The organism is Euzebyella marina (assembly GCF_003687485.1).
GTDB lineage: Bacteria > Bacteroidota > Bacteroidia > Flavobacteriales > Flavobacteriaceae > Euzebyella > Euzebyella marina.
Window position 1 is genome coordinate 758,062 of record NZ_CP032050.1, and the last position, 24,680, is coordinate 782,741.

The window sequence follows — 24,680 nt, forward strand, 5'->3', positions numbered from 1 at the left end:
GTAATTTCCGCCTAGATTAGAGGGTAATGCGATATCTCACTTTATTAATTATTTTATTGGTCGGTTCCAGTTGTAACTGGACAGCCTCTCGGGAAAAGAAAACTCGAGAACTGGTCAATGAAGAGATTCAGAATATCGACTGGGCAGAGGTAGATAAATATCCCCTTTTTGAAGATTGTGACGAGACGGCGAGCAAAGAAGAGCAGAAGAACTGTTTTGCGAAAGTTTTAATATCCCATTTCTCCGGTTATTTTGATGAAACATATATTTCATCCATAGAAAATACCTCAGATACTATTTACATCGATTTACTCATGAAAGAGACAGGCCAACTCGAATTGATGGATGTAATCAATGGTGAAATACTAGAAGATAATTTACCCCAATTTAAAGAGCAGTTAGCGAAAAGTTTAGATAGTCTTCCTATGGTGAAGCCGGCTTTAAAGAGAGGCATTCCCGTAAAGGCCAAATTTAGAATTCCTATAGTTTTGAGTCCGCAGTGATTGGCTTATAGATGGAAGTTCATTATTAAAAATTGTTAGTCTATTGCCGTCAACCCTCACCCCAAGCGTTTGAAAACAGAAAAAATCATATTAGGTATTGATCCAGGAACCACCATCATGGGGTTTGGTCTTATAAAAGTTGTAAACAAGAAGATGGAGTTCATTCAAATGAACGAATTATTGCTTCAGAAGTATAACGATCCTTACGTAAAACTGAAATTGATTTTCGAACGCACCATAGAACTTATCGACACCTACCACCCTGATGAAATTGCTATTGAGGCTCCTTTCTACGGAAAAAATGTGCAGTCGATGCTCAAGTTGGGTAGGGCGCAGGGGGTGGCCATGGCCGCCGGTTTATCGCGACAAATACCTATCACCGAATATCTGCCCAAGAAAATAAAAATGGCCATCACCGGAAACGGAAATGCCAGTAAAGAACAGGTGGCCAAAATGCTTCAGGGTATGCTCAAATTAAAATCGTTGCCCAAAAACTTGGACAGTACCGATGGTTTGGCCGCAGCCGTTTGTCATTTTTATAATGAGGGTAGGGTTGAAGTGGGTAAAAGCTATACAGGTTGGGAAGCTTTTGTTAAGCAGAATGCTAAAAGGGTGAAGAAGGGGTGATTCAGTTTGACAATAAACAATTGTCAATTAGCAATAATCAAAATTTAATACACGTAAACATTTATAAATGGCTCAACTCAACAATCCTTTGGCAGAAAAATCATACGCCTTTGCATTGGAGGTTGTCAAGGTGTATAAGTTTTTGAAAGAAGATAGAAAAGAATTTATTCTTTCAAAGCAATTGTTAAGGTCCGGAACTTCCATTGGGGCGAACATTGCAGAAGCAAATGGTGCTATTTCTACTGCAGATTTTTCTTCAAAAATTTCTATTGCCTATAAAGAAAGCCTTGAAACTAAATATTGGCTAAACTTGTTAAACGAATCCGGTTATTTAACTTCAGAAACATCGAAGGTATTAATCGAGAAGGCCGATGAACTTTCACGTATAATGTTCTCCATTTTAAAATCAACTAGGATTAAAAAATGAGCCCTACTCCCAACTTATAAAGTAACATTGCAAATTGATTAGTGTTAATTGTATATTGAGAAAATGAGCGGCATCTACATACATATTCCCTTTTGTAAGCAGGCTTGTCATTATTGCGATTTTCATTTTTCTACTTCGATGGGGAAGAAAGATGCGATGGTCAAGGCATTGCAAAAAGAGTTGAAAATGAGGAGGGCTGAGTTGGAAAATGATACTGTGGAGACCATTTATTTCGGTGGAGGTACTCCCAGCGTGCTTTCCAGTGAGGAAATAAATTCTCTTATTCAAGCCGTTTATGATGAATATGAAGTATGTCAAAATCCGGAAGTCACCTTAGAGGCCAACCCTGATGACCTGTCCGAAGAAAAGATAAAAGAATTGGCCCAGAGCCCTATCAACCGCTTGAGTGTCGGTGTTCAATCATTTTACGATGAAGACCTCAAGCTGATGAATAGGGCACATTCGGCAAAAGAGGCGCTACAATCGTTAAAATTGGCAACGGAGTATTTCGAAAATATTTCCCTCGATTTGATTTACGGTATTCCCGATATGAGTAATGAGCGATGGCTCAAGAATATAGAAATGGCTTTGTCATTAGAGGTTCCGCATATCTCAAGTTATGCTTTGACCGTAGAACCTCAAACGACATTGGCAAGTTTTATTAAAAAGGGATTGGTAAAGAATGTAGATGATGAGGTAGCGCAGGAGCACTTCCATATTTTGGTAGATAGGTTGCAAGAGGAGGGGTTTGTTAATTACGAGATTTCAAATTTTGGAAAACCGGGTTTCTTTTCCCAAAATAACACCGCCTACTGGAAACAAAAAAAGTACTTAGGTATCGGTCCCTCGGCCCATTCTTTTGATGGTATCAGCAGGGGGTGGAACATCAATAACAATCCGAAATATTTAAAGTCTATTGAAAATGGTAAGCTTCCTCTAGAAACCGAGGTTCTTTCGCTTACAGATAGATATAACGAGTATGTGATGACTGGGCTGCGGACAATTTGGGGCGTTTCTTTGGATAAGATTACAAAGGATTTTGGAGAAAATTTCAAAAAGTATGCCCTGCAACAAGCCCAGAAGCATATTACTCAGCACTTACTTTTTTTAGATGGTGACATCCTCTTAACCACCAAAAAAGGAAAATTTCTAGCCGACGGCCTCGCCGCCGATTTATTTATGCTTAATTTATCGGATAGTTAGTTAAACCTTAATTGACTTTTAAATGAAAGCAGAAATCAACCATGAAGGCTCAAAGTATTCGATTGATTTTTCCAAGCCGTTAGATATTTCGATTCCGCTAAGAGGTGATGCCCAAAATGTAAATACTTGGTATTTGGGCCACCCTAGAATCGAACCGCACGAAGAGGCAGACTTTGTTGGAAAGGTCTCTTTGGGTAGCTCGGTAAATTTTAATGATATCTGGTTCAACCCCCATGCACATGGTACGCACACCGAGTGCGTAGGCCATATCACCGAAGAGTTCTATTCAGTGAACCAACACCTGAACCGCTTCTTTTTTCTTGCTGAATTGGTTACCGTTGTTCCGGAACTTCAAGGCGATGATTGGGTAATTTCAAAACATATTCTAGAGGTCGTGTTACCAAAAAAAGAAATACAGGCCTTGGTTATTAGAACCTCGCCCAACGATAGAGATAAGCTTTCGAGACAATATTCGAATACCAACCCACCCTATCTTTTAGAAGACGCGGTTGATTATATTTTGAGTAAAGGTGTTGAACATTTGTTGATCGACCTTCCGTCGGTAGATAAAGAGAAAGACGATGGGGCCTTAAAAGCGCATAAGGCATTTTGGAATTATCATGGGCAGCTACGAAAACAGGCCACAATCACCGAGTTTATTTATGTGCCAGATGCCATTGAAGATGGCCCCTATTTTTTAAACTTACAGATGGCCCCTTTTGAGAATGACGCTAGCCCGAGCCGCCCCGTGCTCTATGAAATTCAAGATGTTTAATATACGTTTGATGAAAACAATTCTAAAACTTGAAGAACTGGCACAGATGATATTGGGTATTTACCTCTTCTACCTGTTACCTTTCAGTTGGTGGTGGTTCATTGCCCTCATTTTGGCTCCCGATATCGGTTTTCTGGGGTACGCTTTTGGCAATAAGGTCGGAGCGATTGTGTACAATATTTTTCATCACAAGGGCATAGCCATTGCAATTTACCTTTTGGGAAGCTATCTTTCGGAGCCCATTGTTCAGTTGATCGGGGTGATATTATTTTCCCATTCGGCTATGGACCGATTTTTCGGTTACGGACTTAAATTGGATAAGGGTTTTAAGTTCACCCATTTGGGAGAGATAGGTAAATAAGATGGATACTATTTTCGACTCATTTTTAGGTCTTGTACTCGGTGCTATTTTAATGTACTGGGTATACTCTTTCTTTCGTACCAAACAGACCAAAGAACAGACCGAACATCAATCACAAGTATTGTTAGAGAAAATAAGAAGTGTTTGTAAACTTGTTTCGGTAGAGGGTGATTTTGCTGAAATTTATAGGTATGAGAATATAAAGGAACATTTCATGAGTTTGGTGACTAGCAAGAAGAAAGCCCTTATGGTCATTAATGCAAAGGCTCAGATAGGCTACGACCTTAAAAAGGTGGAAATACGGGCCGATAATGCCAACAAGAAAATAATTTTGACCAATTTTCCCGAGCCGGAAATTCTATCGATTGAACCTGATATTCAATTTTATGACATTCAAAGCGGAATGTTTAATTTTTTTTCGCCGGATGATCTAACCTTATTGAACAAAGAGGCGAAGCAGCACATTCGTGAAAAAATACCCCAAAGCGGTTTGATGGAAACCGCTCGAAAAGAAGCTGTTCAGGCAGTTATGTTAATTGAGAAAATAGTTGAAACCATTGGCTGGAAACTTGATTACTCTGCTTTGGAAGTTTCTGAAAAGCAAAAGAAAATATTAGAAGAATAGAGCATTCAACAAATGCCCTGAATAATTGAAATAATAATTAAGGTCGTGCATGGGCACGGCCCAAACATCAAATGTAGAAATGAGAGAATTTGACCCTAATTTTGCGCACACTGTATACTTTTGGCTGAAAAATCCGGATAGCGAACAAGACAGAAAGGCATTTGAAAAATCTTTGCAGAAGTTTTTAGACAATTCTGCCTATGCTAAAACCTGCTTCATCGGTAAACCGCCCAAAGCGAGCCGAGATGTGGTTGATGGTTCGTTTACCTATTCCTTAATTGTATCTTTTGATTCTGCCGACTCACAGCAGAAATATCAAGACGAACCACCCCATAAACTGTTTATTGAAGAGTCTGCCGAATTATGGACAAAGGTTATTGTTTATGATTCGATGACCGTTCAAGAGTAGGTAATGATTGATTTTCAAAAGGCTACCCTAGCCGATGCCGAAGCTATTGCTGCCTTACATGCGTTAAGCTGGCAACAGAACTATCGAGGTTCGTTTAGCGACCATTTTTTAGATGTAGAGGTAGCCGACGAGCGTCGAGGTGTTTGGTCTCAAAGGCTTGAGTACCCAAAGGATAATCAAAGTACTTGGGTGGCCCGATCGAATGGAAAGTTAGCAGGTTTTATCTGTACTTTTTTAAAGGATGACCAGCGTTATGGCTCATTGGTAGATAACTTGCATGTATCCCCGGAGTTTAAAGGGAAGGGTATTGGGACTAGGCTTTTAGGAGTGGCCGCCGAGGAAATTGAAAATTTGTACCCTGGTTCAGGATTCTATCTCTGGGTGCTTGAAAAGAACCTTGGGGCACATCCTTTCTATAAATCGTTGGGAGGTCAGGTCATAGAAACTATTAAAGGCAACGATATTGGCGATATAGAAATCATGAAGGTTCGCTACTATTGGCCAAAAGCCAAAGACCTGGTCGCTCTGGTCAATTCTAGAAAACAATCCACATGAATATAGAAGCCTTTAGAGAATACTGTCTTTCAAAAAAAGGAGTTACCGAAGAGTTGCCTTTTGGCCCTGATGCTTTGGTATTTAAGGTCATGGGCAAAATGTTCGCCCTAAGTGCGCTTGAAAGGCTTCCTACGCAGGTCAACTTGAAGTGCGACCCGGAAAGAGCCTTGCAACTAAGAGAGGAATTCGATGGTGCGATAGTTCCCGGATATCATATGAGCAAAGTTCACTGGAATACGATTATGATCAACGAAGTTCCTCCTAAACTGTTGGTCGGTCTAATCGACCATTCGTACGATTTGGTGGTCTCTAAACTTCCAAAAAAGGTTAAAGCTGAATTAGAGGGTCTAGACTGAGATCATGAGCAATGTTCAAGTACTTCGGATAGTTGAAAAACTGGAAACCTGTTTCTCAGGTGAACCTTGGTACGGGCATTCCGTTTTGGCTAAATTGAGCGGGGTAAGCGCGCCTATTGCAGGGCAGTATTTGCCCAACTATTCAAAAAACGTGGCTGAATTGGTGATACATCTGATAGCTTGGCGAGAGTTTGCATTAAGAAAACTTATGGGTGACGCCGAGTTCAAGATTGAACTTAATAGTGATGCCGATTGGCCCAAGGCAAAATCGCTTTCAGATCAGGCTTGGAATAATTTAATGGCCGATTTGAAAAGAACCCAATCCGACCTTTTGAAAGTCCTTTCCGAAAGAGACGATTTGTTTTTAAAATCAAAGGTTCCCGGAGAGCGTTATACTTTTGAATATTTACTCACCGGCATTACCGAGCACGATACATATCATTTGGGCCAAATAGCAATGATTCTGTCCATTTTAAAATAGAGCAGTGCATCGGCTCTAGCTTAAAGTTTATCTTTGAGTGCGAAAACTAGAATAAGCTATATGCAAAAATTAGAGTCGTTCTTCCAAAATGAAATTTCCCGACATCAGACCAGTTTGAATCAAGTAAAAGGGCAACTTTTCACATCAAGTATGGTGCGTCTAGCCCTTTTTTGTGCGGCTATCTTCGGGGTTTATATGGTCTACGGAGATTTTAAGTGGGTCATTGCCATAATACTGTTGACCATTGCTCTTTTTCTTGTGTTGGTGAACAGGCATGCCGACCTTCAGTACCGTAAGAATTTACTGTTGGCGCTCATTGATATCAACGAGATAGAGATAAAGGTTCTGAAAAGGGATTTTCATGATTTACCGGAGGGGAATGAATTTAAAGATGGGCTTCACCATTACAGTCAAGATATTGACTTGTTCGGTAGGGGTTCTTTCTATCAATATGCCAATCGAACGGCTCTTAAAGAAGGGGCTGAAGTCTTTGCCGATTTGTTAACGGAAAATCGCACAGATCAAATAGTGGATAGGCAGAAAGCTATCAAAGAACTTTCAGAAATACCGGAATGGAGACAGCATTTTTCAGCAACCGCTTCATTGGCAAGAATGGGCTCTGATAGCAAAAACATTGCTGAATGGCTAAAATCGTACAAAGGCTTTGTTCCATCCTATATGAAGTTTTTGCCAGCGGTTTTTTCCGTTATGTCAATAGTGATTTTTGGGTTATATTTTTTTGAAATCGTTCCGGAATCGGTATTTATTATTTGGTATGTAATAGGCTTGGGAATTAGTGGTGCATTTGCTAAAAAATTGATGCCTTTGATAGAAGGTATTTCCAAGACCAAAAACACGTTCGATCAGTATCAAAAACTGTTATTGATAATTGAAAAAAAGGAATTCTCCTCAATATACCTTCAAAATTTTAAAAGAAAGGTGACCGAGGGGGAACATAGTGCCTCCAAACTGATTGCAAAGTTTTCGGCTTCTTTGAACAGTCTTGACAGGAACAATAATTTGGTCTATGCGATAATTGCGAATGGGTTTTTTCTGAGGTCGTTACACCATTGTTATAATTTAGAACGTTGGATTGCCAGTTATGGCCGTTATGTTGAAAATTGGTTTGGGGCGGTAGCGCTTTTTGATGCCTATAATAGTATGGGAAATTTCACCTATAACCACCCCAAGTATGTTTTTCCCCAGATAAATGGGCAATCCTCAAAAGCTTTAAAATCCGAAAATGCCGGGCATCCGTTAATAGACCCAAAAAAAATGGTCCTTAACGATATTGAAATCGAGAAAGAACATTTCTTTATCATTACGGGGGCCAATATGGCCGGTAAGAGTACTTTTTTGCGCACAATTTCTCTTCAGATCGTAATGGCAAATACAGGGCTGCCCGTTTGCGCCGAAAAAATGGTGTACAGCCCCATCAAACTGATTACAAGTATGCGTACAAGTGATTCTCTAACTGATGACGAATCTTATTTTTTCTCCGAACTTAAACGCTTAAAGTTTATAGTTAACGAAGTTCAGGGCGGTAACTATTTTATAGTGCTTGATGAGATTTTGAAGGGCACCAATAGTACCGATAAGGCAGAGGGTAGTCGAAAATTTGTGCAAAGATTGGTTGGTTCAAAAGCGACCGGCATCATTGCCACCCATGATTTGAGCTTATGCAATATGGCCCAAGAACTACCCGAAGTGACCAATTATTATTTTGATGCTGAAATTATTAATGACGAACTACATTTTGATTATCGTTTCAAGAACGGAATTTGTCAGAATATGAATGCCTCATTTTTACTTAAAAAGATGGATATAGTTGATTAGATGGATTCACTGACACAAATCGTTCTAGGGGCCTCGGTAGGTGAGGCCGTGTTAGGAAAGAAAGTGGGCAATAAGGCTATGCTGTATGGGGCCATTGCCGGTACCATACCCGACCTTGATGTATTGTCAAGTAATTTTGTTAACACGGTTACTGCAATCGAGTGGCATCGGGGGTTTACCCACTCTATCTTTTTCTCCGTGTTGTTCGCGCCCATCTTTGGTTGGGTAGTGTGCAAAATAGAAAAAGGGTCTAATGCTACGTTTGAAGATTGGTCATGGCTTATGTTCTGGGGGTTATTGACCCACCCCATTTTAGATGCTTTTACTACATGGGGCACGCAGCTTTTTTGGCCATTTGATTGGCGGGTCGCCTTTCAGACTATTTTTGTTGTCGATCCCCTTTATACATTGCCCTTTTTAGGATTTGTAGTGCTGGCCATGCTTCAAAGTCGTGACTCGCCTAAAAGAAAACTGTACAATCAATGGGGCTTGACCATAAGTAGCTTTTACCTCGTGTTAACTGTGGCTTCAAAAGGATTAAGCTTTAATAAATTCAAGTCGGCACTAGCTGATGAAGGTATTGAATATGTGAACCTAAATACCCGGCCTACACCTTTCAATACGTTGTTGTGGTCTGCCAATGTAGATGTTGGCGATGCCTACTTAGTAGGAAATTATTCGTTTTTAGATAGTGAGAACATCAGTTTTCAGCAATACCCCAAGAACCATACTTTGATAGGAGATCTAAAAACCAACGATGATTTTAATCGTCTTGTTAAAATAACCCAAGGCTGGTACACTTTAAGTGAAAGAGAAGGAACTCTTTTTCTTAATGATTTACGGTTTGGTTTGATTAGTCTTGACCCCGATGAAACACGGTTTGCCTTTAGTTATCGCCTTGAACAGGAAGGTGATAAGTTGATAATCAGTGAAGAACCTCGCCGCCGTGATGATGCAAAAGGGCTTTTAAAGGCATTGTGGAATCGTATTTGGGGCAATTAGGTTAGTTTTGAGACCATGCTTTCTACGCCATGATAAAAATGATTGCTTCAATATCAGGTATTTTGGGTGCAGCTGTCTTTGTAGTCGCAAGCATATGGTCAGGCTTATATGTTGGGCACTATGACCCAGTAAGCCAATTTATAAGTGAAGGTTATGCGAGAGGTATGCCATATGCGTCCATTCTTCAGTTAGGTTTCATTGTAAGCGGAGTTCTTCTAAGTGTATTTGGTTGGGCATTGGTTTTTCATTTTCGCAATGTTAAAACAATTCAATATCTATTCATTGTTTTTACTGTTTTTTACGGATTTGGTACTGTCGTTACTGGTATTTTCCCGTGTGATATGGGTTGTGTGCCCGATGAACATAATCCTAGCGTGTCTCAATATATTCATAACTTGTCCGGGGGAATTACATATCTCACTATTCCCTTAACCTTGCTTCTAATGGCCAGGTCTTTCAAGAGACGAGGTTACCATCCGCCTTTATACAGATATACCCGAATTTGCGGGTTGGTCTCCATAGCTTTTGTAACTATTCTTTTCTTACAACCCGAATCACATTTTAAAGGGCTTTATCAACGGATAATCGAGATAGCCATACTTAGTTGGATACTTGTAATGAGTACTTTTCTGCAATCGGGCAGGGTTGATTAATTAGCTAGCTCCATAAATCTAAAATTAAATTTAGGTCTTAAAAAATTGTTGGATAGCGGCTTACCATCCGAGGGATTCAAGGTGCGCAATAATGTAATTTTTGCCCCGTTATTTTAATCCTTGGGCAATTGGCCACATTTTTAAAGAGACATACCAATTGAAATAAACATTTTCACAACAAAATCTTAAAATTAAGTAGTATAATTCTTACCTTTGTTAAGTTCGCATTTGATGATAGACAGTTTTACGGGTAATGCGGATACTCAATTATGGACTCGACAGAAGATTTTTTAAAGGAAAAGCCGAACCTTGATTACGTAGTAGAACTCGTAGGTACGCAAGATTTTGAATTTCAGGCGAAGTTTGTCGCCATTATGAAAACCGAATTCACCTGTGATTTAGGCAGGTACCTCTATCATATTAAAATAGATGAACCGAGAACTGCAGCCGAAATAGTTCATAAATTGAAATATAAGTTCAGCGTTCTCGGCATGGAAAAGACTTTCGCCTTCGCCGAGGCCCATAAAGAAAAACTTGAAAAGGGTGATGCGGCCCTTGATGAAGATTTTAAGTCGGTACTGAAAAAAGTTTCTAACTTTTTAGACAATGCTTAACTAAAGACTCTTCAGTTCTCCCTTTTGAAAGGCATCTGCCTGTAATTTCAGTAGTTCTTCCGCTTTCTGCTTTTTATAGGCGTAAACCGCTTCCTCTTCAACAATTTCACTATAAATCTTTTCGTTCAATTGTGTGTCGGTAGCTAGAATATTAGACCTTTGCATGACTTTTTGGCTAACCCATGTTTCTAGACTGGTTTCCTGATCTTCCAGTTTTAAATCGTACTCACCTTTTGGAGCTAGAAGTTTGGCGATTATGGGGGAGGTTTCAATAGCTAAGAATAACAGAAAAATAAAGAAAGAAGGCAACCAAGGTAATTTTTCCAAAGCATTGATACGTGCCATGAGTCCATCAAAACCGTCAATAATAGGTTGCGTATTTTCTACTGTTTGTGCGTACTCTGCGTTTAATTGGGCAATTTGTTCTTCTTTTCCTAGAATTTTTTCTCTATTGGTTTTCTTGAGTTCTTGTAGTTCGGCCAATGCGGCATCATGCTTTTCCCTTTTCTCTGTATAAACCGGGCCTTTTCCTAAAAGGCCGGTTCCTGCAGTGCCTTCGGCCTCAGAAATATAAGTGTCATAAAGCGTATTGGTTTCGGTTTCCTTTTCAAGAATCTCATTTTTTAAAGCAGCAATCTCTTCATTAAGAAGCGCTATTGTTGGTGTGTATTGTTCGGCAAGTTGTTGTTTGTTGGCCAAGGTCATCTCGTTCTTCTCTTCTAGAAGTACCTGATTGATTTCTTTTTCAAAAATTTTCATCTCCAGTGGTTTTGAAATCACCACTGCAATTATAATGGCCAGAACAATTCTCGGAATCGCTTGAGCAGCTTCCGCCCATCGGTTATTCCTTTTTTTGATAGTGGAGACAATGAACCGGTCAAGATTAAAGATTAGTAGACCCCAGATAAACCCAAAAAATATTGAAGAAAATAAGTTGTCAAAAACAGTATATAGGGCATAGCTGCAGGCAATGGTAGCCATTAGGGCCGTAAAGAAAACTGTAGCCCCAATACCGGCAAATTTATTGCGCTCTCCTTGAGAGCATGAACTAAGAATTTCGGTGTCCGCTCCTGAGCAGAGAATAAAGAATCGCTGTAACATGATGATGATTTTGATTGATGAATTTTAATGAAACCTAGCTTAAAATAGCAAGGGCCTCATAATGGGTAACTTGATTTTGATGATGGTTAGTATGTGATAGTGGTTATTTATTACAAAAAAGCCTTCAGAAAGAAGGCTTTGGCTTATTAAGTGCTGATTCTTAATCTATTTCTACAGGTTCAGAGAATAGTTACAACTTCTTTCTCACCTTTTTTACTCCAACTCATCTAATGTCATTGATGGAACATCGTGTGGTGTTTCGTGCGTTACCAATTGCACATTCGTATGTTTCTTTAATAGTTGAAGCCCTTCATCCTTTGAGATAATTTTACCTTTGTGCCATATTCTAGAGCCGTTCAGAAGCATTTTTTCAAATATGGCTGTCGGATTAGCTTTCTCTGTTTGCGGCCCTAAATATGGCGGGTCGAAAAGTGTCATCTTTAGGGTGGGATTGCCGATATTTTTAGTTTTTTCAGCCTTAATTTCTTTTTCTTCGTTGGGAGATAGCGAACCTTTTTTACCCCTCATAGGTGAGGCTAGTGGAGCCGCTTGAGAACCCTCATTGATCGGTTTTGTAATTTTCTCTGGTTTACCAACTTGTGGGGGCATTAAACCTTCTTTTATCGCCAAACTATGATAGGTGTTGTAAAGGGACATTAACTCAATGTGCAATTTGTACAATTCTGTAATGGTACCCTCTTTAGTTTCCCTATAAACCTCTTCCTTTTTGTTGTACTCATCAGCTTTTTGAATAAAATTATCATAGACCTCAAGAAGTTCTTCTGAGTATTCATCTTTTTTATTCGGTATTTTATAAGGTGGTGGTGGCGGAGGCAATGTTTCCTGAATCTTAATTTGAGTATGTAGCAGTTTAGACTTGTAAACGTTGGGAGTTACAATGTTTTTTTCATTAGAAGTAACGATATAAAGGTTTCCATTAACAACGTCATAAGGATCTTGCCTCTCAATGATTTTTTTTATTTGGTAGTTGGCGTACTCCATATCAGAGGAGTTCCTTTTCAAGAGTACCTCTTCTATCAAATTTTCATTGATTTCCTCAACTACTTCTACATCTTCTTCCATTTCCAAAGCTTCATCTGGAGGTAATGGTGTCTTTGGCTGTTTCGGTTGAACTTGTTTTTCAGGAGGACTAGGGGGTAACGGTGGCGCTGGTGGCTCAGGCAATTCAGGAAAAGGCTCTGCATCTACCCGTTGTTCTTCAGACATACTGTTGAAGAGATATTCCATTCGGTCAACGTCTTTTTTTAGAATGCGTATACCCTCGTCTTTTTCCAACATCTTATTGTACTTCTTTGCCAAAGAATTATATTCTTTTACCTCTTTGGCCGAGATGGTAGTTTGTTGGGCGTAGGCCTTATGTTCCATGATATTTACAGTAGCCGCTCCAAAATCGGAAATAATGGTATCGATTTTCTCCAGAACTTTTTGAGGTGCACCTTTCTCCGCATTGATTACAACTCTTAAGTTTTGTTCTCTTTCTTCAAATGTGTTTGGCGTATCAAGACTTTCTAAATGCTGAGATAAATTTTCAAGGGTAACTACGTTGGTATTAATCAAAAGACGGCCTTTTTTGTTAACGTATATTTCTATAAACTCTACTGTTTCTTGAGCAATTACATTTGATGTATTGCATTCAGGAAAAGGTAAAGATTCGTTTTTCTGTCTAGAGGACATCTTACGATAGACGCCTTCCAAGATGGCCAATTCTTCTAGCGGAATTACTCTGTCTTTTTTAGGTACTGAATTATATTTTTCGGCCAGTTGATTGAACTGTTGCATTTCGGCACTGCTGGCACCTTGCTGCATCTCAATCACGGGCGAAATGGGTTTCGGCATTGTAATCTGTTCGCTGAAACCCGCTAACAAAACGGCAATTAAAGGTATGGCCGCACAACTTCTTAGTACTACCGAGGTAGTAGAACTTCTTTTTTTCATGACTGTAAAACGTTTTTTTACCTGCCCAAATGAACTGTTGAATTTTAAGGTCTTGCCAAATAAGGTCAGGTTGATTGATGAATAATTGATGGCATTTGCCAAACTTGACTGATTATCTTGATGGTTTGTTGATGAGACAAACGCTAATAAGGTTTGTTGATAGTGCGAAAGAGAAATACCCTGTTGAATTACGGCACGGTCGGCCAAAAATTCATGGTTCAGTTTGATCCAGTTCTTTAAGATGTAAATAAGGGGGTTGAACCAAAACACAATTTGAAGTAATTCCATTATCAAAACATCCACACTATGTTTCTGGCTGGCATGTGCGTTCTCATGTAAAAGTACTTCATGGGGTATTTTCTTCGCTTCAAATTTCTGTTTGTTCAAAAAAATGTAATTGAAAAACGTGTGGGGTACCACAAGGTCATTTAATAAAACATGAACCCATGAACGTACTTTTAGTTTAGGGTTCTTTCGAATGTTTTTTATCAAATCCGAAAGATTCTTTAGAAAACGAAAGAGAAATACTGATAAGCCGAAAATATAAATTGTTAGTAAAATAGGTAGCCAATCGAACTCCTCTTTAGGCGCTTCATTGGCCAGCTCGGTTACGGCAAAAGTATTGATGGGGTCAAAGGGCGCAGTAATGGTTTCAACCTCAACATAGTTGACGAAGGTTATTAACGGAATAATAAATGATAGCACTACGGATCCCAAAAGATAAAATCGTTTTAAAACGTGCATTTGCTCGTTTTCCAACAACAATTTATAAAGCGCCATGAATGCGGCTAAACATGCTCCCGATTTTAAGAGGTAGAGTAACATGGTTATCTTTTTTTGATTTCGCTATCGATGAGCTTTTTTAAGTTTTCAAGCTCCTCTATACTAAGATTCGTTTCTTGGGTGAAGAACGACGCAAACTGTCCGGGACTATTATTAAAAAAGTTGCGTATAAGCCCATTCACGTGTTTTGAAAAATAATCTTTCTTTTTTACCAAGGGGTAATATTCCCTAGAACGCCCTTGCATGACATAGGCAACAAAACCTTTTTCCGTCATTCTTTTTAGAAGTGTGGCAACGGTAGTACTTGCCGGCTTAGGTTCCGGGTAGGCCTCTAACAAATCTTTCATAAAAGCTTTTTTCTGCTTCCACAAAAGGTTCATTAATTCTTCTTCTGTTTTAGATAATTGCATTACATACCATTTATTGTTCTACAAACATAGAACAATAAATCTAATTCTACAAATGTAGAATTAATATTTTCCTAATGTAGCAAAAGGGAAATCGTAATTTAAGAGGAATAGTGTCATTAATAGAGCAATGACGACGATACAAGCTGCAAGTAAGAAAAGAGAGTTCTTTTTATTTTGGAGAGCTTCTTGCCTAATGGTCAACTTAATTTTTTGAAGTTCATCTGGTGTTGGCTGCGCAAAGTCGTAATTCACCTCAGAAGGTTCGATATAAAGCATACTTCTGTTGTCCCCCTGAAATTTTTTTCTCTGGGGGATTTTATTCTGACGAATACGGTTGACCATATCGATAATATGTCCGCTCATAACAAAACCTCAAATGATTAATGTAAAATAATGATTTTTTTTGGATTTTGACAGACACTACTGGTACCCTCCATAAATGGTTTATTTTTGTCAAATAACCTTTTCAGTATGGATGTTTTAGAAAGATTGAAAGAGCGAAGCGACACGAAATGTGAGTTGTGTAGTTCAGGAAAAAGTTTATCGGTGTATGAAGTGCCACCTGTCTCTACAGGGGGAATTGATGGAAGTATTTTAGTCTGTTCAGATTGTCTGTCACAAATAGATGGAAACAATAAAATGGAACCCAATCATTGGCGCTGTTTGAACGATAGTATGTGGAGCGAACATGAAGCGGTAAAGGTTGTTGCATGGCGTATGCTGTCTCGATTGAAAGATGAAGGTTGGCCAAAAGACCTGTTGGATATGATGTATTTGGAAGAAGAAACGCTGAATTGGGCCAAGGCTACAGGTGAAGGACTCTCTGAAGCCGAAAAAATCGTTCATAGAGATGCCAATGGGGCCGTTCTAGAAAATGGGGATAATGTGGTGCTCATAAAAGACCTTAAAGTAAAGGGATCCAGTATGGTGGCAAAACAGGGTACTGCCGTACGTCGAATTTCATTAGACCGTGAAAATGCGGAGTACATCGAAGGCAAGGTAGATGGTCAGCAAATCGTGATTATTACCAAATATGTGAAGAAAAGTTAGTTGTGGTTTGTCCGTATCAACCTAACTGGGATGGTCCGTTGCCAGTTGCTATTTTTCGTTTACAATTGAATGGTCATTAATCTTAAGTCTTGAGTCTTAAGTCAATTTTCCAAATCCATGCTCATTTCCGTAAAGTATTTATAGAAATACGGTATGGTCTCAATTCCCTTTAAATAGTTCCATATCCCAAAATGTTCATTCGGTGAATGAATGGCATCACTATCTAAACCGAAGCCCATTAGTATGGTCTTGCTTTTCAGTTCCTTTTCAAATAAAGAAACAATAGGTATACTACCACCGCTTCGTTGAGGTATGGGTACTTTTCCGAATGTAGTTTCATAAGCTTTAGAGGCCGCTTGATAGGCAGTATTGTCTATAGGTGTCACATAGCCTTGACCCCCATGGTGAGGTTTTACTTTGACCTTCACCCCCTCTGGGGCTATTGCCTCAAAATGCCTCTTAAAAATTTCCGTTATTTCTTGCCAATCTTGGTTAGGTACCAATCGCATACTAATTTTAGCATATGCCTTGCTAGGAATGACCGTCTTTGCACCCTCACCCGTATAGCCTCCCCACATTCCGTTGACATCTAAAGTAGGCCTGATGGAGTTTCTTTCGTTGGTTGAAAAACCGGCTTCACCGCGAACATCATTGATAGAAAGGGCGTTTTTGTATTTCTCGAGGCTAAAAGGAGCTTTGGCCATTTGGGCGCGTTCTTCTTCAGAAAGTTCTTGAACCTTGTCATAGAATCCAGGTATAGTAATTCGATTGTCTTCGTCGTGCAATGAGGCGATCATTTTTGCTAAAATATTATTTGGGTTAGCCACCGCACCGCCGTAAAGACCGGAGTGCAAATCGCGATTTGGGCCGGTTACTTCTACCTCTACATAACTCAGGCCTCTTAGTCCTGTGGTTATTGAAGGCACATCTTTGGCAATCATACCTGTATCTGAAATTAAGATGACATCGTTTGTCAATTTCTCTTTGTTATTGGCCACGAAAACACTCAGATTACGGCTGCCCACTTCTTCTTCGCCCTCAATCATGAATTTGACATTGCAGGGCAATTGATGGGTGTTTACCATAAACTCAAGTGCCTTTACATGCATGTACATCTGCCCCTTATCATCGCAAGCACCTCTGGCATAGATAGCCCCTTCGGGATGCAAATCGGTCTTTTTGATTTCAGGTTGAAAAGGAGGGGAGTTCCACAAGTCGACCGGGTCAGGGGGTTGAACATCGTAATGCCCGTAGACCAATACGGTCGGCAATTTTGGGTCTAGAATTTTTTCTGCGTAAACAATGGGATAGCCATCCGTTTCACATATTTCTACTTTATCGCAACCAGCCTTTTGCAAGGCGTTTTTAACCGCCTCGGCAGTATCTAGTACATCTTGGGAGAAAGCAGAATCTGCACTAATAGAAGGTATTTTAAGCAGTTCTATAAGTTCTTTTAAAAATCGATCCTGGTTTTTTTTCAGGTATTCCTCTACATTTTGCATAGGACGAAATTAGGGTAGTTTTTAAAATTACAAAAAACTAAGTTTTCATGTTTTAAAATTTAGAGATTTGATTTTTTGCTTTATATTTGCATCCCAATTTGATTTTGGAGTTGCAGGCGTGGTGGTCCCGATAGCTATCGGGAGGTAGACACAGTTAAATTTTCAAAGTCATAATTTAAATCAAGAATGTAAAGAAATTGAAGTTCTTGATACGAAAATATTGATGCAGGCGTGGTGGAATTGGTAGACACGCTAGACTTAGGATTTATCCAAATAAAAAGTGTTAATTTGCACTTTATGCGGGTGTGGTGGAATTGGTAGACACGTCAGACTTAGGATCTGATGCCGCAAGGTGTGGGGGTTCGAGTCCCTTCACCCGCACTAAAAGCCGAAGAGAAATCTTCGGCTTTTTTACTTTGAAAATTGACCAAAAAAAAGCACGGGTACAACATAGGTACAACATTTGACCTATTTTCAAGATAAACTTTGATTTAGTGTCATATACTTCCATTTGATATTAACCACTATGTCAATCAATATAAATTCATAGAATTTAGGTTTTCTCGACTCTTGTTCTTCGATTGGGGGTTTATTATCATACAATATTCCCGAAAGTTAAACTCGTAAAATCCTTCCATCAAAAGACTACGGCATAAAGCCAACGCTTCTACCCCTACCTATTTATTCCGTTTCCTTTTGAGCCAAGATTTTATCTTCCGTTTGGTTCACTACTCAAATATTGTTTAATCTAAAATTTGAGTATTATGACAACAAAAGCGAGTACTACAAGAAAGCGCAGAAGAACTTCGACTACTGCGAAAAAAGAAGTGAACGGAAAGAAAGTTCCGGTACTTCAAATCGAGAACATTCCCATTGGCAAAATCAAGCCTGACCCTAAGCAACCGAGAAAAACCTTTGATGAGAAACAGCTACAACAGCTTTCGGATAGCATCAAGGAATTTGGTGTATTGCAACCAATAACGGTTCGCAAATCGGGGAAGGACTTTATCATCGTTATGGGCGAAAGACGGTTTCGCGCAAGCAAAATAGCGAACAAGAAAACGATTCCCTGTATCGTAAGAACCTATGAAAACGACGAAGTGCTTGAAGTTCAAATCATCGAAAACCTGCAACGGAAGGACGTAGGGCCTACTGAAGAAGCCGAAGCGATAGCTTATCTGAGTGACAAGTATCAACCCTCTGAAATCGCGAAGCGTTTGGGAAGAACCGACAACTTCATCAGACAACGTTTGAAATTAGCTGGATTGATTGACGGTTTCAAACATTTTGTGCGTAGTGGTGAAATGACCATTTCGTTAGGTGTTGGTGTTGCGCTCTTTGAACCAGAGGAACAACAGATGATGCTGGAAACGATGGGCGAAGAATTCAACGCACATCAGATAAACCGAATGATAAACAACCGAACCTATGATTTGGAAAAAGCGCCCTTTGATGTTGAGGACAAGGGATTAGTCGCTAAAGCGGGTTCCTGTGTAGAATGTCCGTTCAATGCTGCGAATCAAGGCAATCTGTTTGGCGAAGGCAAAATGGTCTGTACCAAATCAGCCTGTTTTGAGACGAAAAAGACAAAATCGTTCTTAAAACTGATTGATAAATCTAAGAAAGACAACATACTGCTCATTCCAGAAATACTACAGTATTGGGCGGATGAAGAAAAAAATCAGCTCATTATTTCCCAACTGGAAAATAATGGGTTGAAGGTCTATCTGCTTGATGATGTTGAAATCATTGAAAATCCTATTAAGCCAACAATAGAGGCCATCAAAATAGAATATCAACATTACGATTATTTTGAAGACGAATTGAAAGCTGAGCTTAAGGAAGCCATTCAGAACTACGAAGAAGAATTAAAAAATTACAATTCAGCAACTGACAATGGATTTGTAAACGGCATCGTGTTCCATCCTGAGACCTACCAAAACAAAAAAGTGTTTGTCAAGGTAATTGAAAAGTCAAAAGATAAATCCACAGAATATGCAGCACCATTGGCCAACAGAAAAATGGCAGATTGTACACCGGAAGAACAAATCATAAAAATCAATGAGCGTGAAATCCGCAAGCAACAGATTGAGAACAACAAGCAGTTTGAGGAAGTTGTAAATATGATTCGTGAGACGGATTATATCGATATGAAAAAAACACTTTCGGTAGATGAGATGGTTGCTTTTTCCATTTCACTGTTTGAAAACAATGTGGATTACACTACTCAACAAAAGTGTTTTTCAAAATTCTTAGGTGATACATCAAAAATGAACACAGCAGAAACCGTAGCGCATTTCAAGAAGCATTTCAAAAAAGAAATTTTCCACAAATTGATTCGCTATATCCTCACGAAACAAGTCCATTTTGGCGAAAGCAATCACGTCAATAATCTCACAAACATTTCGTTCTACAATGCGATGCAGGGATATTACAAATCCAAAATTGCAGACATTGAGAAGAGCTATGCTGAGAAACGAAACAAACGTGAAGCACGTTTGAAAGAGCGTATCGAAGTTCTTGAAAAGAAAATTCAGGAACTCAACGATTAGCTTTTGTTGTTTTGAAGAAGGGTAGGCATTCGTGTCGGCCCTTTTTCTTTTTATGATACCCTGCAAGGATTTAAAGGAAAGACATCCATCTATACCAGCGCAAAGGTAAACTCGTAAAATACACCCATCAAAAGACTACGGCATAAAGCCGTTGCGCGCATTCCACTTCTCATTTATTCCGTTTCCTTTTGAGCTGTGATTTTAGCTTCCGTTTGTTCGATGCTCAAATATTGTTTAACTAAAATTTCAACATTATGTCAACAAAAGCGAAGATTTCGGTCGAAGAAGCCGAGGCACATTATGAATCCAGTAGGGAAAATTACACGATTGAAGGTGCCGAAAGCCATCTGGCCTATTACCGAGAAAAGCATCCAGAGTATTACGCTCTATTATCACAAAATGTTTAACCAAAAATTCAGAAGCTATGTATTTACAAAATTTGCAACAAGATGAGATTTTCGTTTCCAATGAAATGAAATCCTTGAAAAGTTTGACCCAGATGGAATCCCGTCGTGGGCTTGAAAACGCCATCATCTCGAATGGTAAAATAGTCAACGTGGTATCAAAAAGCTACGGACACATTCCAAACCAACTGTTCTTCAAAAAAGCAGAATTAATGCTGGTTGATGCTGGACTTAACTATCATAAGCGAACCATCAACAAGAACGATAGGTCGTTTATCACCGACTTTATCATTGACGACAAAAGCCAATTTACGGTTAAGAATGATAAGGATTTGATACTGCCAATGCTTCGGTTCAAAAATTCGTATGATGGTAGTGAAAAGACCTCTGGCCATTTCGGGTTCTATCGAAAGGTGTGTTCCAACGGGCTACACGTTTCACAGGCTGAAATCGAGTTTTCGATTAAGCACAGTAGGAATAACACAGACCTTATAATGCCAAGGTTAAACAACCTGTTTGATAAATTCTTGGACAACGAGTTCTACACCATTACCAAGAAATTTGACAAGATGAAGGAATTTAAAATCATCGATACCAAGGAATTTGTGAAAGCTATTCTTGACAGAACGAAACTGTTCTGCTATGAATGTAGCGATAAGAACAGCGACCCATCTAAAAAGTCTCGTGAAGTTCTTGAAATTCTCAATTACGAAGCCTTGTTGCTCAATGAGGAACCGAATCTTTGGATAGGTTATAATGCCTTTAATTCGGTATTGCACAATGTACTGAAAAAGAGCTTTGGCCAACAGGAACGACTTGATATAAAGTTGTTCGATGAAGTGTATGCCCTGGCATAGCTTTAAAAGGTTTATCCAGTGCCTTAAACTGGATTTTTTAATGAAACCCTGACATTTGATTAAAAAAAGACTGAAGCTAAAAATTTAACATTTTCAGAATGTTTGTATATTTGCAATCGATGCAAAAAGCAAATAAAATAGCAGCAGTTTTCTTCTTGGGCCTGTTTGGCCTTATGGTGCTGCATCAAGCATTTCCGCATCTGCATCATCAGCACCAGGATTCGCATTCCCATTCCCATTCGGATGTTGCCCATACGGGCGAACACCACCATCACGATAATGGTTCGCACGAAGACGAAGAATCACCATATGGCTTTTTTGGGTTCTTTATGGATATGCACGTCCATTCCACGGTTTCAACCGATATTATTGTCGAAAGACAAATCGTTGAACACCGTACCGATACGAATGAGAATGTTGTAAAAACCTATTCTGGTTTTCAAGAACTATATTTTATTGATAAGAGGCGAAACAACGACCCGCCGCTTTATCATCCGCCCAATCACTATTTTAATCCTTTCCTTTCATCCCTCGATTTACGGGGGCCACCATCTTTAGGTTAATCGTTTGGGATTATCTATCTATTAGGTAGAAATCCTATTGAATTTCAGGCCTGTCTCTTATCAGGCAAGATTAAACCTAAATTTTCAAACAATGAATACATACATCGTGTCCGCGATATGCGGATGCCTGTTCTTCGTTACTGGTTTCTCTCAAGATAGAAATATAGGGGAGCTACTCAACGAAATAGAACAGAACAATATAGAGCTGAAGGCCTATCAATCTCTTATCGATGGCCAAAAGCTTCAAAACAAGAGCGGCAACAACCTGCCCGACCCACAGCTTTCAGGATACTATCTGCCTTTTGGCGACCATCAAACCGATGACTATACCGAGTTCGAAATCTCACAATCCTTTGAATTTCCTTCGGTATATGCAGCCCGTAACAAGTGGAACAACCTAAAAGCAGAACAGTTGCAGGCAGCCTATGGCGAAAAACGCCAGGAAATACTGCTAAAGGCAAAAAAATGGTTAATAGATTTCTTTATACTTCAAAAGCGAAAAACCATTGAAGATGAAAGAAAGAAACAAAGCCAAGAGGTGTATGAACAAATGCAAGAGCTTTTTAACAGAGAGCAAGTCGGCATTTTAGACCTCAACAAAGCTAAGGTAGCTTGGATTCAGGAGCAATTTGTGGTGGAACAACTGGAAGCGGAAATCCAAAATCAAAAAACAGCTTTGCAGGCTTTAAATGGAAATCAACCGCTTGGGTTGGACAATCTGCAATTGAATATTCCATTTCAGATACAAACTGTAGCCGATTTATGGAATGAGAAATTGGCCAAAGATCCGAAGATTTTGGAGCTCAAAGCTTATGAAGCCGCAGCACAACAAAACGTGAAGTTGGAAAAAACCAAAATACTGCCAGACCTTTCATTGGGTTACAATTACCAAGGGGTCAACGGCAACAACTATTCGGGTGTTTATGGAGGGTTGACCATTCCTTTGTGGAACAGTAAAAACAAAGTAAAAGCGGCAGAAGCCAATTACAAATACCAGCAGTCCAACACACAAGTTGTACAACAAATGCTGTATGCCCAATTACAACAAGAGTACAATCAGTACCAATTATTGCTCGAGAAGTACACCGAATATCAGGACACCATAGAAACCCTAAATAGTGAGGAATTGCTCTTTAAAGCTTATAGCTTGGGAGAATACTCGTTTTTGGAATACTATATGGAAGTGCAATTCTATCGGGACGCCACCGATAGAATTTTGCAAATGGAAAAACAGTTGCAGCTTTTACAAGCACAATTATTAATACATCAGTTATAACAATTTTAAAAATTAAAAAGATGAAACATTTATCAAAAATACTAATGGCACTAATGGTAATGGCAGCAATCAGCCTTACAGGATGCCGGGAAACAAAAAAGGAAGAAGCCCAAGATGACCACGGTCACGAGCATAACCCGGACGGCTCTCATATGGAACAGGAGGACTTGAAGCAGGAAGAATTTACGGTAGGTCAGGACACCCTTCAAAAGGAAGAACACGGCCATAGTCACGATGACGACCACGGACATTCCCACGATGATGACGGACACCAACATTAATAAAAGAAAAAGATGAAAAAGTATTTAATAATTGTGCTTGCCTTTATGGCAGTAGCTTGTAAACAGAATCACGAAGATGAACACGCCCACAACGCTGACGGGAGCCACGTAGGCGAGGAGACCCCGAGATTGGATTATACATTGTGGACGGACAATACCGAACTCTTTGTTGAGTTCCCGGCATTGATTGTCGGGCAACCCAGCAGGTTTGCCGCACACTTTACAGTTTTGGATAACCACCAACCCGTACGCGAAGGCTCGGTAATAGTCAGCTTGATAAAAGGAGACAATGGTTTGCGTACCACAGCAGATGACCCTTCTTCCCCAGGAATTTTTTCACCCACCATCCAACCGAAGGAAGCGGGTGTACACCAATTGGTTTTCGACCTTTCCACACCGCAATACAGTGACAACATCGTGATTAAAGACGTGATGGTCTATCCCAATTTGGAGGAAGCCCAAAAAGCGATAGGCAATGCAGGTGAAGAGGCACCCATTTCCTTTTTGAAGGAACAGGCCTGGAAAATCGACTTTCAAACGGCGCAGGTCACAAAAGGGGAAATTTACGATGTCATCATTTCATCGGGTGTTTGGCAACCTGCTCAAGGTTCTGTAAAAACGATGGTAGCCACGGCCAACGGGACGGTCAATTTTACCACGACCAACCTGACCGAAGGTATGGAAGTCAGACAGGGACAATTGTTGTTGAACGTGAGCAGTCAGGGATTGGCGAACAACAATCTGAGTGCCGAGGTCGCTTCCGCGAAAGCGAAATTTGAACAAGCCCAATCAGAATACAACCGTAAAAAGGAACTCTACGAGAGCAAAATCATCCCAAAATCCGAGTTTGAAAAGGTGGAGAGCAACTATGCGATTGCCAAATCACAATATCAGTCCATCGCTTCGGGCGTTTCGGGTGGTAGCAAGCAAATCCGTGCACCCTTTAATGGTTTTATCAGAACGGTGAATGTATCCAATGGCGACTATGTGGACCAAGGCGCTGTCTTGATAAGTGTAGCTACTGATGAGTCCAAAGTGTTGAAATCACAGGTGGCACCCACCTATGGCCTGACGATGCAAAACATCAAAGGAATGTGGTACCAGACCGAAAAAGGTGATTGGAAAAACATTTCAGATTCCGAAGGCGAAATATTGTCCATTTCAAAAGATGTAGAAAGGGAAAGTCCGTTGATATCCGTGTTTGCCAAGGTAAACGATGTTATAAATGTTCCCGACGGCAGCTTGACCCAGGTTCAGATTGCAATGGGCGATGGAGAGCAAACCACGCTGGTACCCGAGTCGGCACTTTTGGAAGATTATGGGAATTACTCGGTAGTTCTGCAGCTCGGTGGCGAAAGTTTTGAAAGACGACCCATAACCATCGGGAAACGCAACGGTAAAAACGTGGAAGTCTTAAAAGGATTGGAAGTTGGCGATGTGGTAGTCACTACAGGAGCCTATCAGGTAAAAATGGCATCAATGTCCGGTACCACACCGGCACACGGACACGACCACTAA

At 39.8% G+C, this 24,680-nt stretch carries 28 protein-coding genes and 1 tRNA gene; 24 read left to right on the forward strand and 5 right to left on the reverse strand.

Features of this window, described 5'->3' with window-relative positions; all coding sequences use genetic code 11:
* Positions 1-26: 26 nt before the first annotated feature.
* From D1013_RS03075 to D1013_RS03145, 15 genes are all read left to right on the forward strand, one after another.
* A complete protein-coding gene (locus D1013_RS03075; protein ID WP_121847486.1) occupies positions 27-503 on the forward strand; it encodes a hypothetical protein in 477 nt (158 codons plus the stop codon).
* 69 nt (positions 504-572) lie between these two features.
* A complete protein-coding gene (gene ruvC / locus D1013_RS03080; protein ID WP_121847487.1) occupies positions 573-1,130 on the forward strand; it encodes a crossover junction endodeoxyribonuclease RuvC in 558 nt (185 codons plus the stop codon).
* 67 nt (positions 1,131-1,197) lie between these two features.
* Positions 1,198-1,557 carry a four helix bundle protein gene (locus D1013_RS03085; RefSeq protein WP_121847488.1) on the forward strand — a complete coding sequence of 120 codons (360 nt, stop codon included), beginning with the start codon at positions 1,198-1,200 and terminating at the stop codon, positions 1,555-1,557.
* A 63-nt stretch (positions 1,558-1,620) separates the two neighbouring features.
* Entirely contained in the window at positions 1,621-2,760 is a 1,140-nt protein-coding gene (gene hemW / locus D1013_RS03090) for a radical SAM family heme chaperone HemW (protein ID WP_121847489.1), read from the forward strand.
* Positions 2,761-2,782: 22 nt separating this feature from the next.
* Positions 2,783-3,535, forward strand: coding sequence for a cyclase family protein (locus D1013_RS03095; RefSeq protein WP_121847490.1), 753 nt, complete (start codon positions 2,783-2,785; stop codon positions 3,533-3,535).
* A 10-nt stretch (positions 3,536-3,545) separates the two neighbouring features.
* Positions 3,546-3,896, forward strand: coding sequence for a DUF4260 domain-containing protein (locus tag D1013_RS03100; RefSeq protein ID WP_121850577.1), 351 nt, complete (start codon positions 3,546-3,548; stop codon positions 3,894-3,896).
* A gap of 1 nt (position 3,897) precedes the next feature.
* The gene (locus D1013_RS03105; protein ID WP_121847491.1) at positions 3,898-4,521 is read left to right on the forward strand and encodes a DUF4230 domain-containing protein; all 624 of its coding nucleotides are present in this window, start codon (positions 3,898-3,900) and stop codon (positions 4,519-4,521) included.
* A 49-nt stretch (positions 4,522-4,570) separates the two neighbouring features.
* Positions 4,571-4,930, forward strand: a complete 360-nt coding sequence (locus D1013_RS03110) for a Dabb family protein (protein WP_121847492.1) — start codon at positions 4,571-4,573, stop codon at positions 4,928-4,930.
* Positions 4,931-4,933: 3 nt separating this feature from the next.
* Positions 4,934-5,485, forward strand: coding sequence for a GNAT family N-acetyltransferase (locus D1013_RS03115; RefSeq protein WP_121847493.1), 552 nt, complete (start codon positions 4,934-4,936; stop codon positions 5,483-5,485).
* Positions 5,482-5,841 carry an MmcQ/YjbR family DNA-binding protein gene (locus D1013_RS03120; protein ID WP_121847494.1) on the forward strand — a complete coding sequence of 120 codons (360 nt, stop codon included), beginning with the start codon at positions 5,482-5,484 and terminating at the stop codon, positions 5,839-5,841. Before D1013_RS03115 ends, D1013_RS03120 begins: the two co-directional genes overlap by 4 nt.
* Before the next feature lie 4 nt (positions 5,842-5,845).
* Positions 5,846-6,322: a DinB family protein gene (locus D1013_RS03125; RefSeq protein ID WP_121847495.1), complete on the forward strand. Its 477-nt coding sequence runs from the start codon at positions 5,846-5,848 to the stop codon at positions 6,320-6,322.
* 60 nt (positions 6,323-6,382) lie between these two features.
* On the forward strand, positions 6,383-8,158 hold the full coding sequence (locus D1013_RS03130) for a MutS-related protein (RefSeq protein WP_121847496.1): 1,776 nt from the start codon (positions 6,383-6,385) through the stop codon (positions 8,156-8,158).
* Entirely contained in the window at positions 8,159-9,160 is a 1,002-nt protein-coding gene (locus D1013_RS03135; protein ID WP_121847497.1) for a metal-dependent hydrolase, read from the forward strand.
* A gap of 38 nt (positions 9,161-9,198) precedes the next feature.
* Positions 9,199-9,813, forward strand: coding sequence for a DUF998 domain-containing protein (locus D1013_RS03140; protein ID WP_162987793.1), 615 nt, complete (start codon positions 9,199-9,201; stop codon positions 9,811-9,813).
* Positions 9,814-10,082: 269 nt separating this feature from the next.
* A complete protein-coding gene (locus tag D1013_RS03145) occupies positions 10,083-10,427 on the forward strand; it encodes an Hpt domain-containing protein (protein WP_121847499.1) in 345 nt (114 codons plus the stop codon).
* Here D1013_RS03145 and D1013_RS03150 read toward each other — a convergent pair whose 3' ends face one another.
* The 4 genes from D1013_RS03150 to D1013_RS03165 form a co-directional block, all read right to left on the reverse strand.
* Complete coding sequence (locus D1013_RS03150) at positions 10,428-11,528, reverse strand: DUF4407 domain-containing protein (protein ID WP_121847500.1); 1,101 nt, start codon at positions 11,526-11,528, stop codon at positions 10,428-10,430.
* Between the two features lie 213 nt (positions 11,529-11,741).
* On the reverse strand, positions 11,742-14,309 hold the full coding sequence (locus D1013_RS03155; RefSeq protein WP_121847501.1) for a M56 family metallopeptidase: 2,568 nt from the start codon (positions 14,307-14,309) through the stop codon (positions 11,742-11,744).
* A 2-nt stretch (positions 14,310-14,311) separates the two neighbouring features.
* Positions 14,312-14,677, reverse strand: coding sequence for a BlaI/MecI/CopY family transcriptional regulator (locus D1013_RS03160; protein ID WP_121847502.1), 366 nt, complete (start codon positions 14,675-14,677; stop codon positions 14,312-14,314).
* A gap of 60 nt (positions 14,678-14,737) precedes the next feature.
* Positions 14,738-15,040: a hypothetical protein gene (locus D1013_RS03165; RefSeq protein WP_121847503.1), complete on the reverse strand. Its 303-nt coding sequence runs from the start codon at positions 15,038-15,040 to the stop codon at positions 14,738-14,740.
* A 108-nt stretch (positions 15,041-15,148) separates the two neighbouring features.
* On the opposite strand from D1013_RS03165, the gene D1013_RS03170 reads away from it, so the two are divergent.
* Positions 15,149-15,727: a PhnA domain-containing protein gene (locus D1013_RS03170; protein ID WP_121847504.1), complete on the forward strand. Its 579-nt coding sequence runs from the start codon at positions 15,149-15,151 to the stop codon at positions 15,725-15,727.
* Between the two features lie 101 nt (positions 15,728-15,828).
* Here D1013_RS03170 and D1013_RS03175 read toward each other — a convergent pair whose 3' ends face one another.
* Positions 15,829-17,229, reverse strand: a complete 1,401-nt coding sequence (locus D1013_RS03175; RefSeq protein WP_121847505.1) for a dipeptidase — start codon at positions 17,227-17,229, stop codon at positions 15,829-15,831.
* Between the two features lie 299 nt (positions 17,230-17,528).
* Between D1013_RS03175 and D1013_RS03180 the strand changes: the two genes are divergently transcribed.
* The 8 genes from D1013_RS03180 (at position 17,529) to D1013_RS03210 (ending at position 24,680) form a co-directional block, all read left to right on the forward strand.
* Positions 17,529-17,610: transfer RNA gene (locus D1013_RS03180), tRNA-Leu, on the forward strand.
* A gap of 383 nt (positions 17,611-17,993) precedes the next feature.
* A complete protein-coding gene (locus D1013_RS03185) occupies positions 17,994-19,781 on the forward strand; it encodes a ParB/RepB/Spo0J family partition protein (RefSeq protein WP_121847506.1) in 1,788 nt (595 codons plus the stop codon).
* 254 nt (positions 19,782-20,035) lie between these two features.
* On the forward strand, positions 20,036-20,188 hold the full coding sequence (locus D1013_RS20265; protein ID WP_162987794.1) for a hypothetical protein: 153 nt from the start codon (positions 20,036-20,038) through the stop codon (positions 20,186-20,188).
* Positions 20,189-20,205: 17 nt separating this feature from the next.
* Positions 20,206-21,042, forward strand: a complete 837-nt coding sequence (locus D1013_RS03190; protein ID WP_121847507.1) for a DUF932 domain-containing protein — start codon at positions 20,206-20,208, stop codon at positions 21,040-21,042.
* 98 nt (positions 21,043-21,140) lie between these two features.
* The gene (locus D1013_RS03195; RefSeq protein ID WP_225621365.1) at positions 21,141-21,605 is read left to right on the forward strand and encodes a hypothetical protein; all 465 of its coding nucleotides are present in this window, start codon (positions 21,141-21,143) and stop codon (positions 21,603-21,605) included.
* Positions 21,606-21,696: 91 nt separating this feature from the next.
* Positions 21,697-22,881: a TolC family protein gene (locus D1013_RS03200; RefSeq protein ID WP_121847508.1), complete on the forward strand. Its 1,185-nt coding sequence runs from the start codon at positions 21,697-21,699 to the stop codon at positions 22,879-22,881.
* A 20-nt stretch (positions 22,882-22,901) separates the two neighbouring features.
* Entirely contained in the window at positions 22,902-23,162 is a 261-nt protein-coding gene (locus tag D1013_RS03205; protein ID WP_121847509.1) for a hypothetical protein, read from the forward strand.
* 12 nt (positions 23,163-23,174) lie between these two features.
* Positions 23,175-24,680, forward strand: a complete 1,506-nt coding sequence (locus D1013_RS03210; RefSeq protein ID WP_121847510.1) for an efflux RND transporter periplasmic adaptor subunit — start codon at positions 23,175-23,177, stop codon at positions 24,678-24,680.

Coding starts and splice junctions, on each gene's coding strand:
- D1013_RS03075 (WP_121847486.1), top strand. CDS start 27: ATGCGATATCTCACTTTATTAATTATTTTATTGGTCGGTTCCAGTTGT.
- D1013_RS03085 (WP_121847488.1), top strand. CDS start 1,198: ATGGCTCAACTCAACAATCCTTTGGCAGAAAAATCATACGCCTTTGCA.
- hemW (WP_121847489.1), top strand. CDS start 1,621: ATGAGCGGCATCTACATACATATTCCCTTTTGTAAGCAGGCTTGTCAT.
- D1013_RS03095 (WP_121847490.1), top strand. CDS start 2,783: ATGAAAGCAGAAATCAACCATGAAGGCTCAAAGTATTCGATTGATTTT.
- D1013_RS03100 (WP_121850577.1), top strand. CDS start 3,546: ATGAAAACAATTCTAAAACTTGAAGAACTGGCACAGATGATATTGGGT.
- D1013_RS03105 (WP_121847491.1), top strand. CDS start 3,898: ATGGATACTATTTTCGACTCATTTTTAGGTCTTGTACTCGGTGCTATT.
- D1013_RS03110 (WP_121847492.1), top strand. CDS start 4,571: ATGGGCACGGCCCAAACATCAAATGTAGAAATGAGAGAATTTGACCCT.
- D1013_RS03115 (WP_121847493.1), top strand. CDS start 4,934: ATGATTGATTTTCAAAAGGCTACCCTAGCCGATGCCGAAGCTATTGCT.
- D1013_RS03120 (WP_121847494.1), top strand. CDS start 5,482: ATGAATATAGAAGCCTTTAGAGAATACTGTCTTTCAAAAAAAGGAGTT.
- D1013_RS03125 (WP_121847495.1), top strand. CDS start 5,846: ATGAGCAATGTTCAAGTACTTCGGATAGTTGAAAAACTGGAAACCTGT.
- D1013_RS03130 (WP_121847496.1), top strand. CDS start 6,383: ATGCAAAAATTAGAGTCGTTCTTCCAAAATGAAATTTCCCGACATCAG.
- D1013_RS03135 (WP_121847497.1), top strand. CDS start 8,159: ATGGATTCACTGACACAAATCGTTCTAGGGGCCTCGGTAGGTGAGGCC.
- D1013_RS03140 (WP_162987793.1), top strand. CDS start 9,199: ATGATTGCTTCAATATCAGGTATTTTGGGTGCAGCTGTCTTTGTAGTC.
- D1013_RS03145 (WP_121847499.1), top strand. CDS start 10,083: ATGGACTCGACAGAAGATTTTTTAAAGGAAAAGCCGAACCTTGATTAC.
- D1013_RS03150 (WP_121847500.1), bottom strand. CDS start 11,528: ATGTTACAGCGATTCTTTATTCTCTGCTCAGGAGCGGACACCGAAATT.
- D1013_RS03155 (WP_121847501.1), bottom strand. CDS start 14,309: ATGTTACTCTACCTCTTAAAATCGGGAGCATGTTTAGCCGCATTCATG.
- D1013_RS03160 (WP_121847502.1), bottom strand. CDS start 14,677: ATGCAATTATCTAAAACAGAAGAAGAATTAATGAACCTTTTGTGGAAG.
- D1013_RS03165 (WP_121847503.1), bottom strand. CDS start 15,040: ATGAGCGGACATATTATCGATATGGTCAACCGTATTCGTCAGAATAAA.
- D1013_RS03170 (WP_121847504.1), top strand. CDS start 15,149: ATGGATGTTTTAGAAAGATTGAAAGAGCGAAGCGACACGAAATGTGAG.
- D1013_RS03175 (WP_121847505.1), bottom strand. CDS start 17,229: ATGCAAAATGTAGAGGAATACCTGAAAAAAAACCAGGATCGATTTTTA.
- D1013_RS03185 (WP_121847506.1), top strand. CDS start 17,994: ATGACAACAAAAGCGAGTACTACAAGAAAGCGCAGAAGAACTTCGACT.
- D1013_RS20265 (WP_162987794.1), top strand. CDS start 20,036: ATGTCAACAAAAGCGAAGATTTCGGTCGAAGAAGCCGAGGCACATTAT.
- D1013_RS03190 (WP_121847507.1), top strand. CDS start 20,206: ATGTATTTACAAAATTTGCAACAAGATGAGATTTTCGTTTCCAATGAA.
- D1013_RS03195 (WP_225621365.1), top strand. CDS start 21,141: ATGTTTGTATATTTGCAATCGATGCAAAAAGCAAATAAAATAGCAGCA.
- D1013_RS03200 (WP_121847508.1), top strand. CDS start 21,697: ATGAATACATACATCGTGTCCGCGATATGCGGATGCCTGTTCTTCGTT.
- D1013_RS03205 (WP_121847509.1), top strand. CDS start 22,902: ATGAAACATTTATCAAAAATACTAATGGCACTAATGGTAATGGCAGCA.
- D1013_RS03210 (WP_121847510.1), top strand. CDS start 23,175: ATGAAAAAGTATTTAATAATTGTGCTTGCCTTTATGGCAGTAGCTTGT.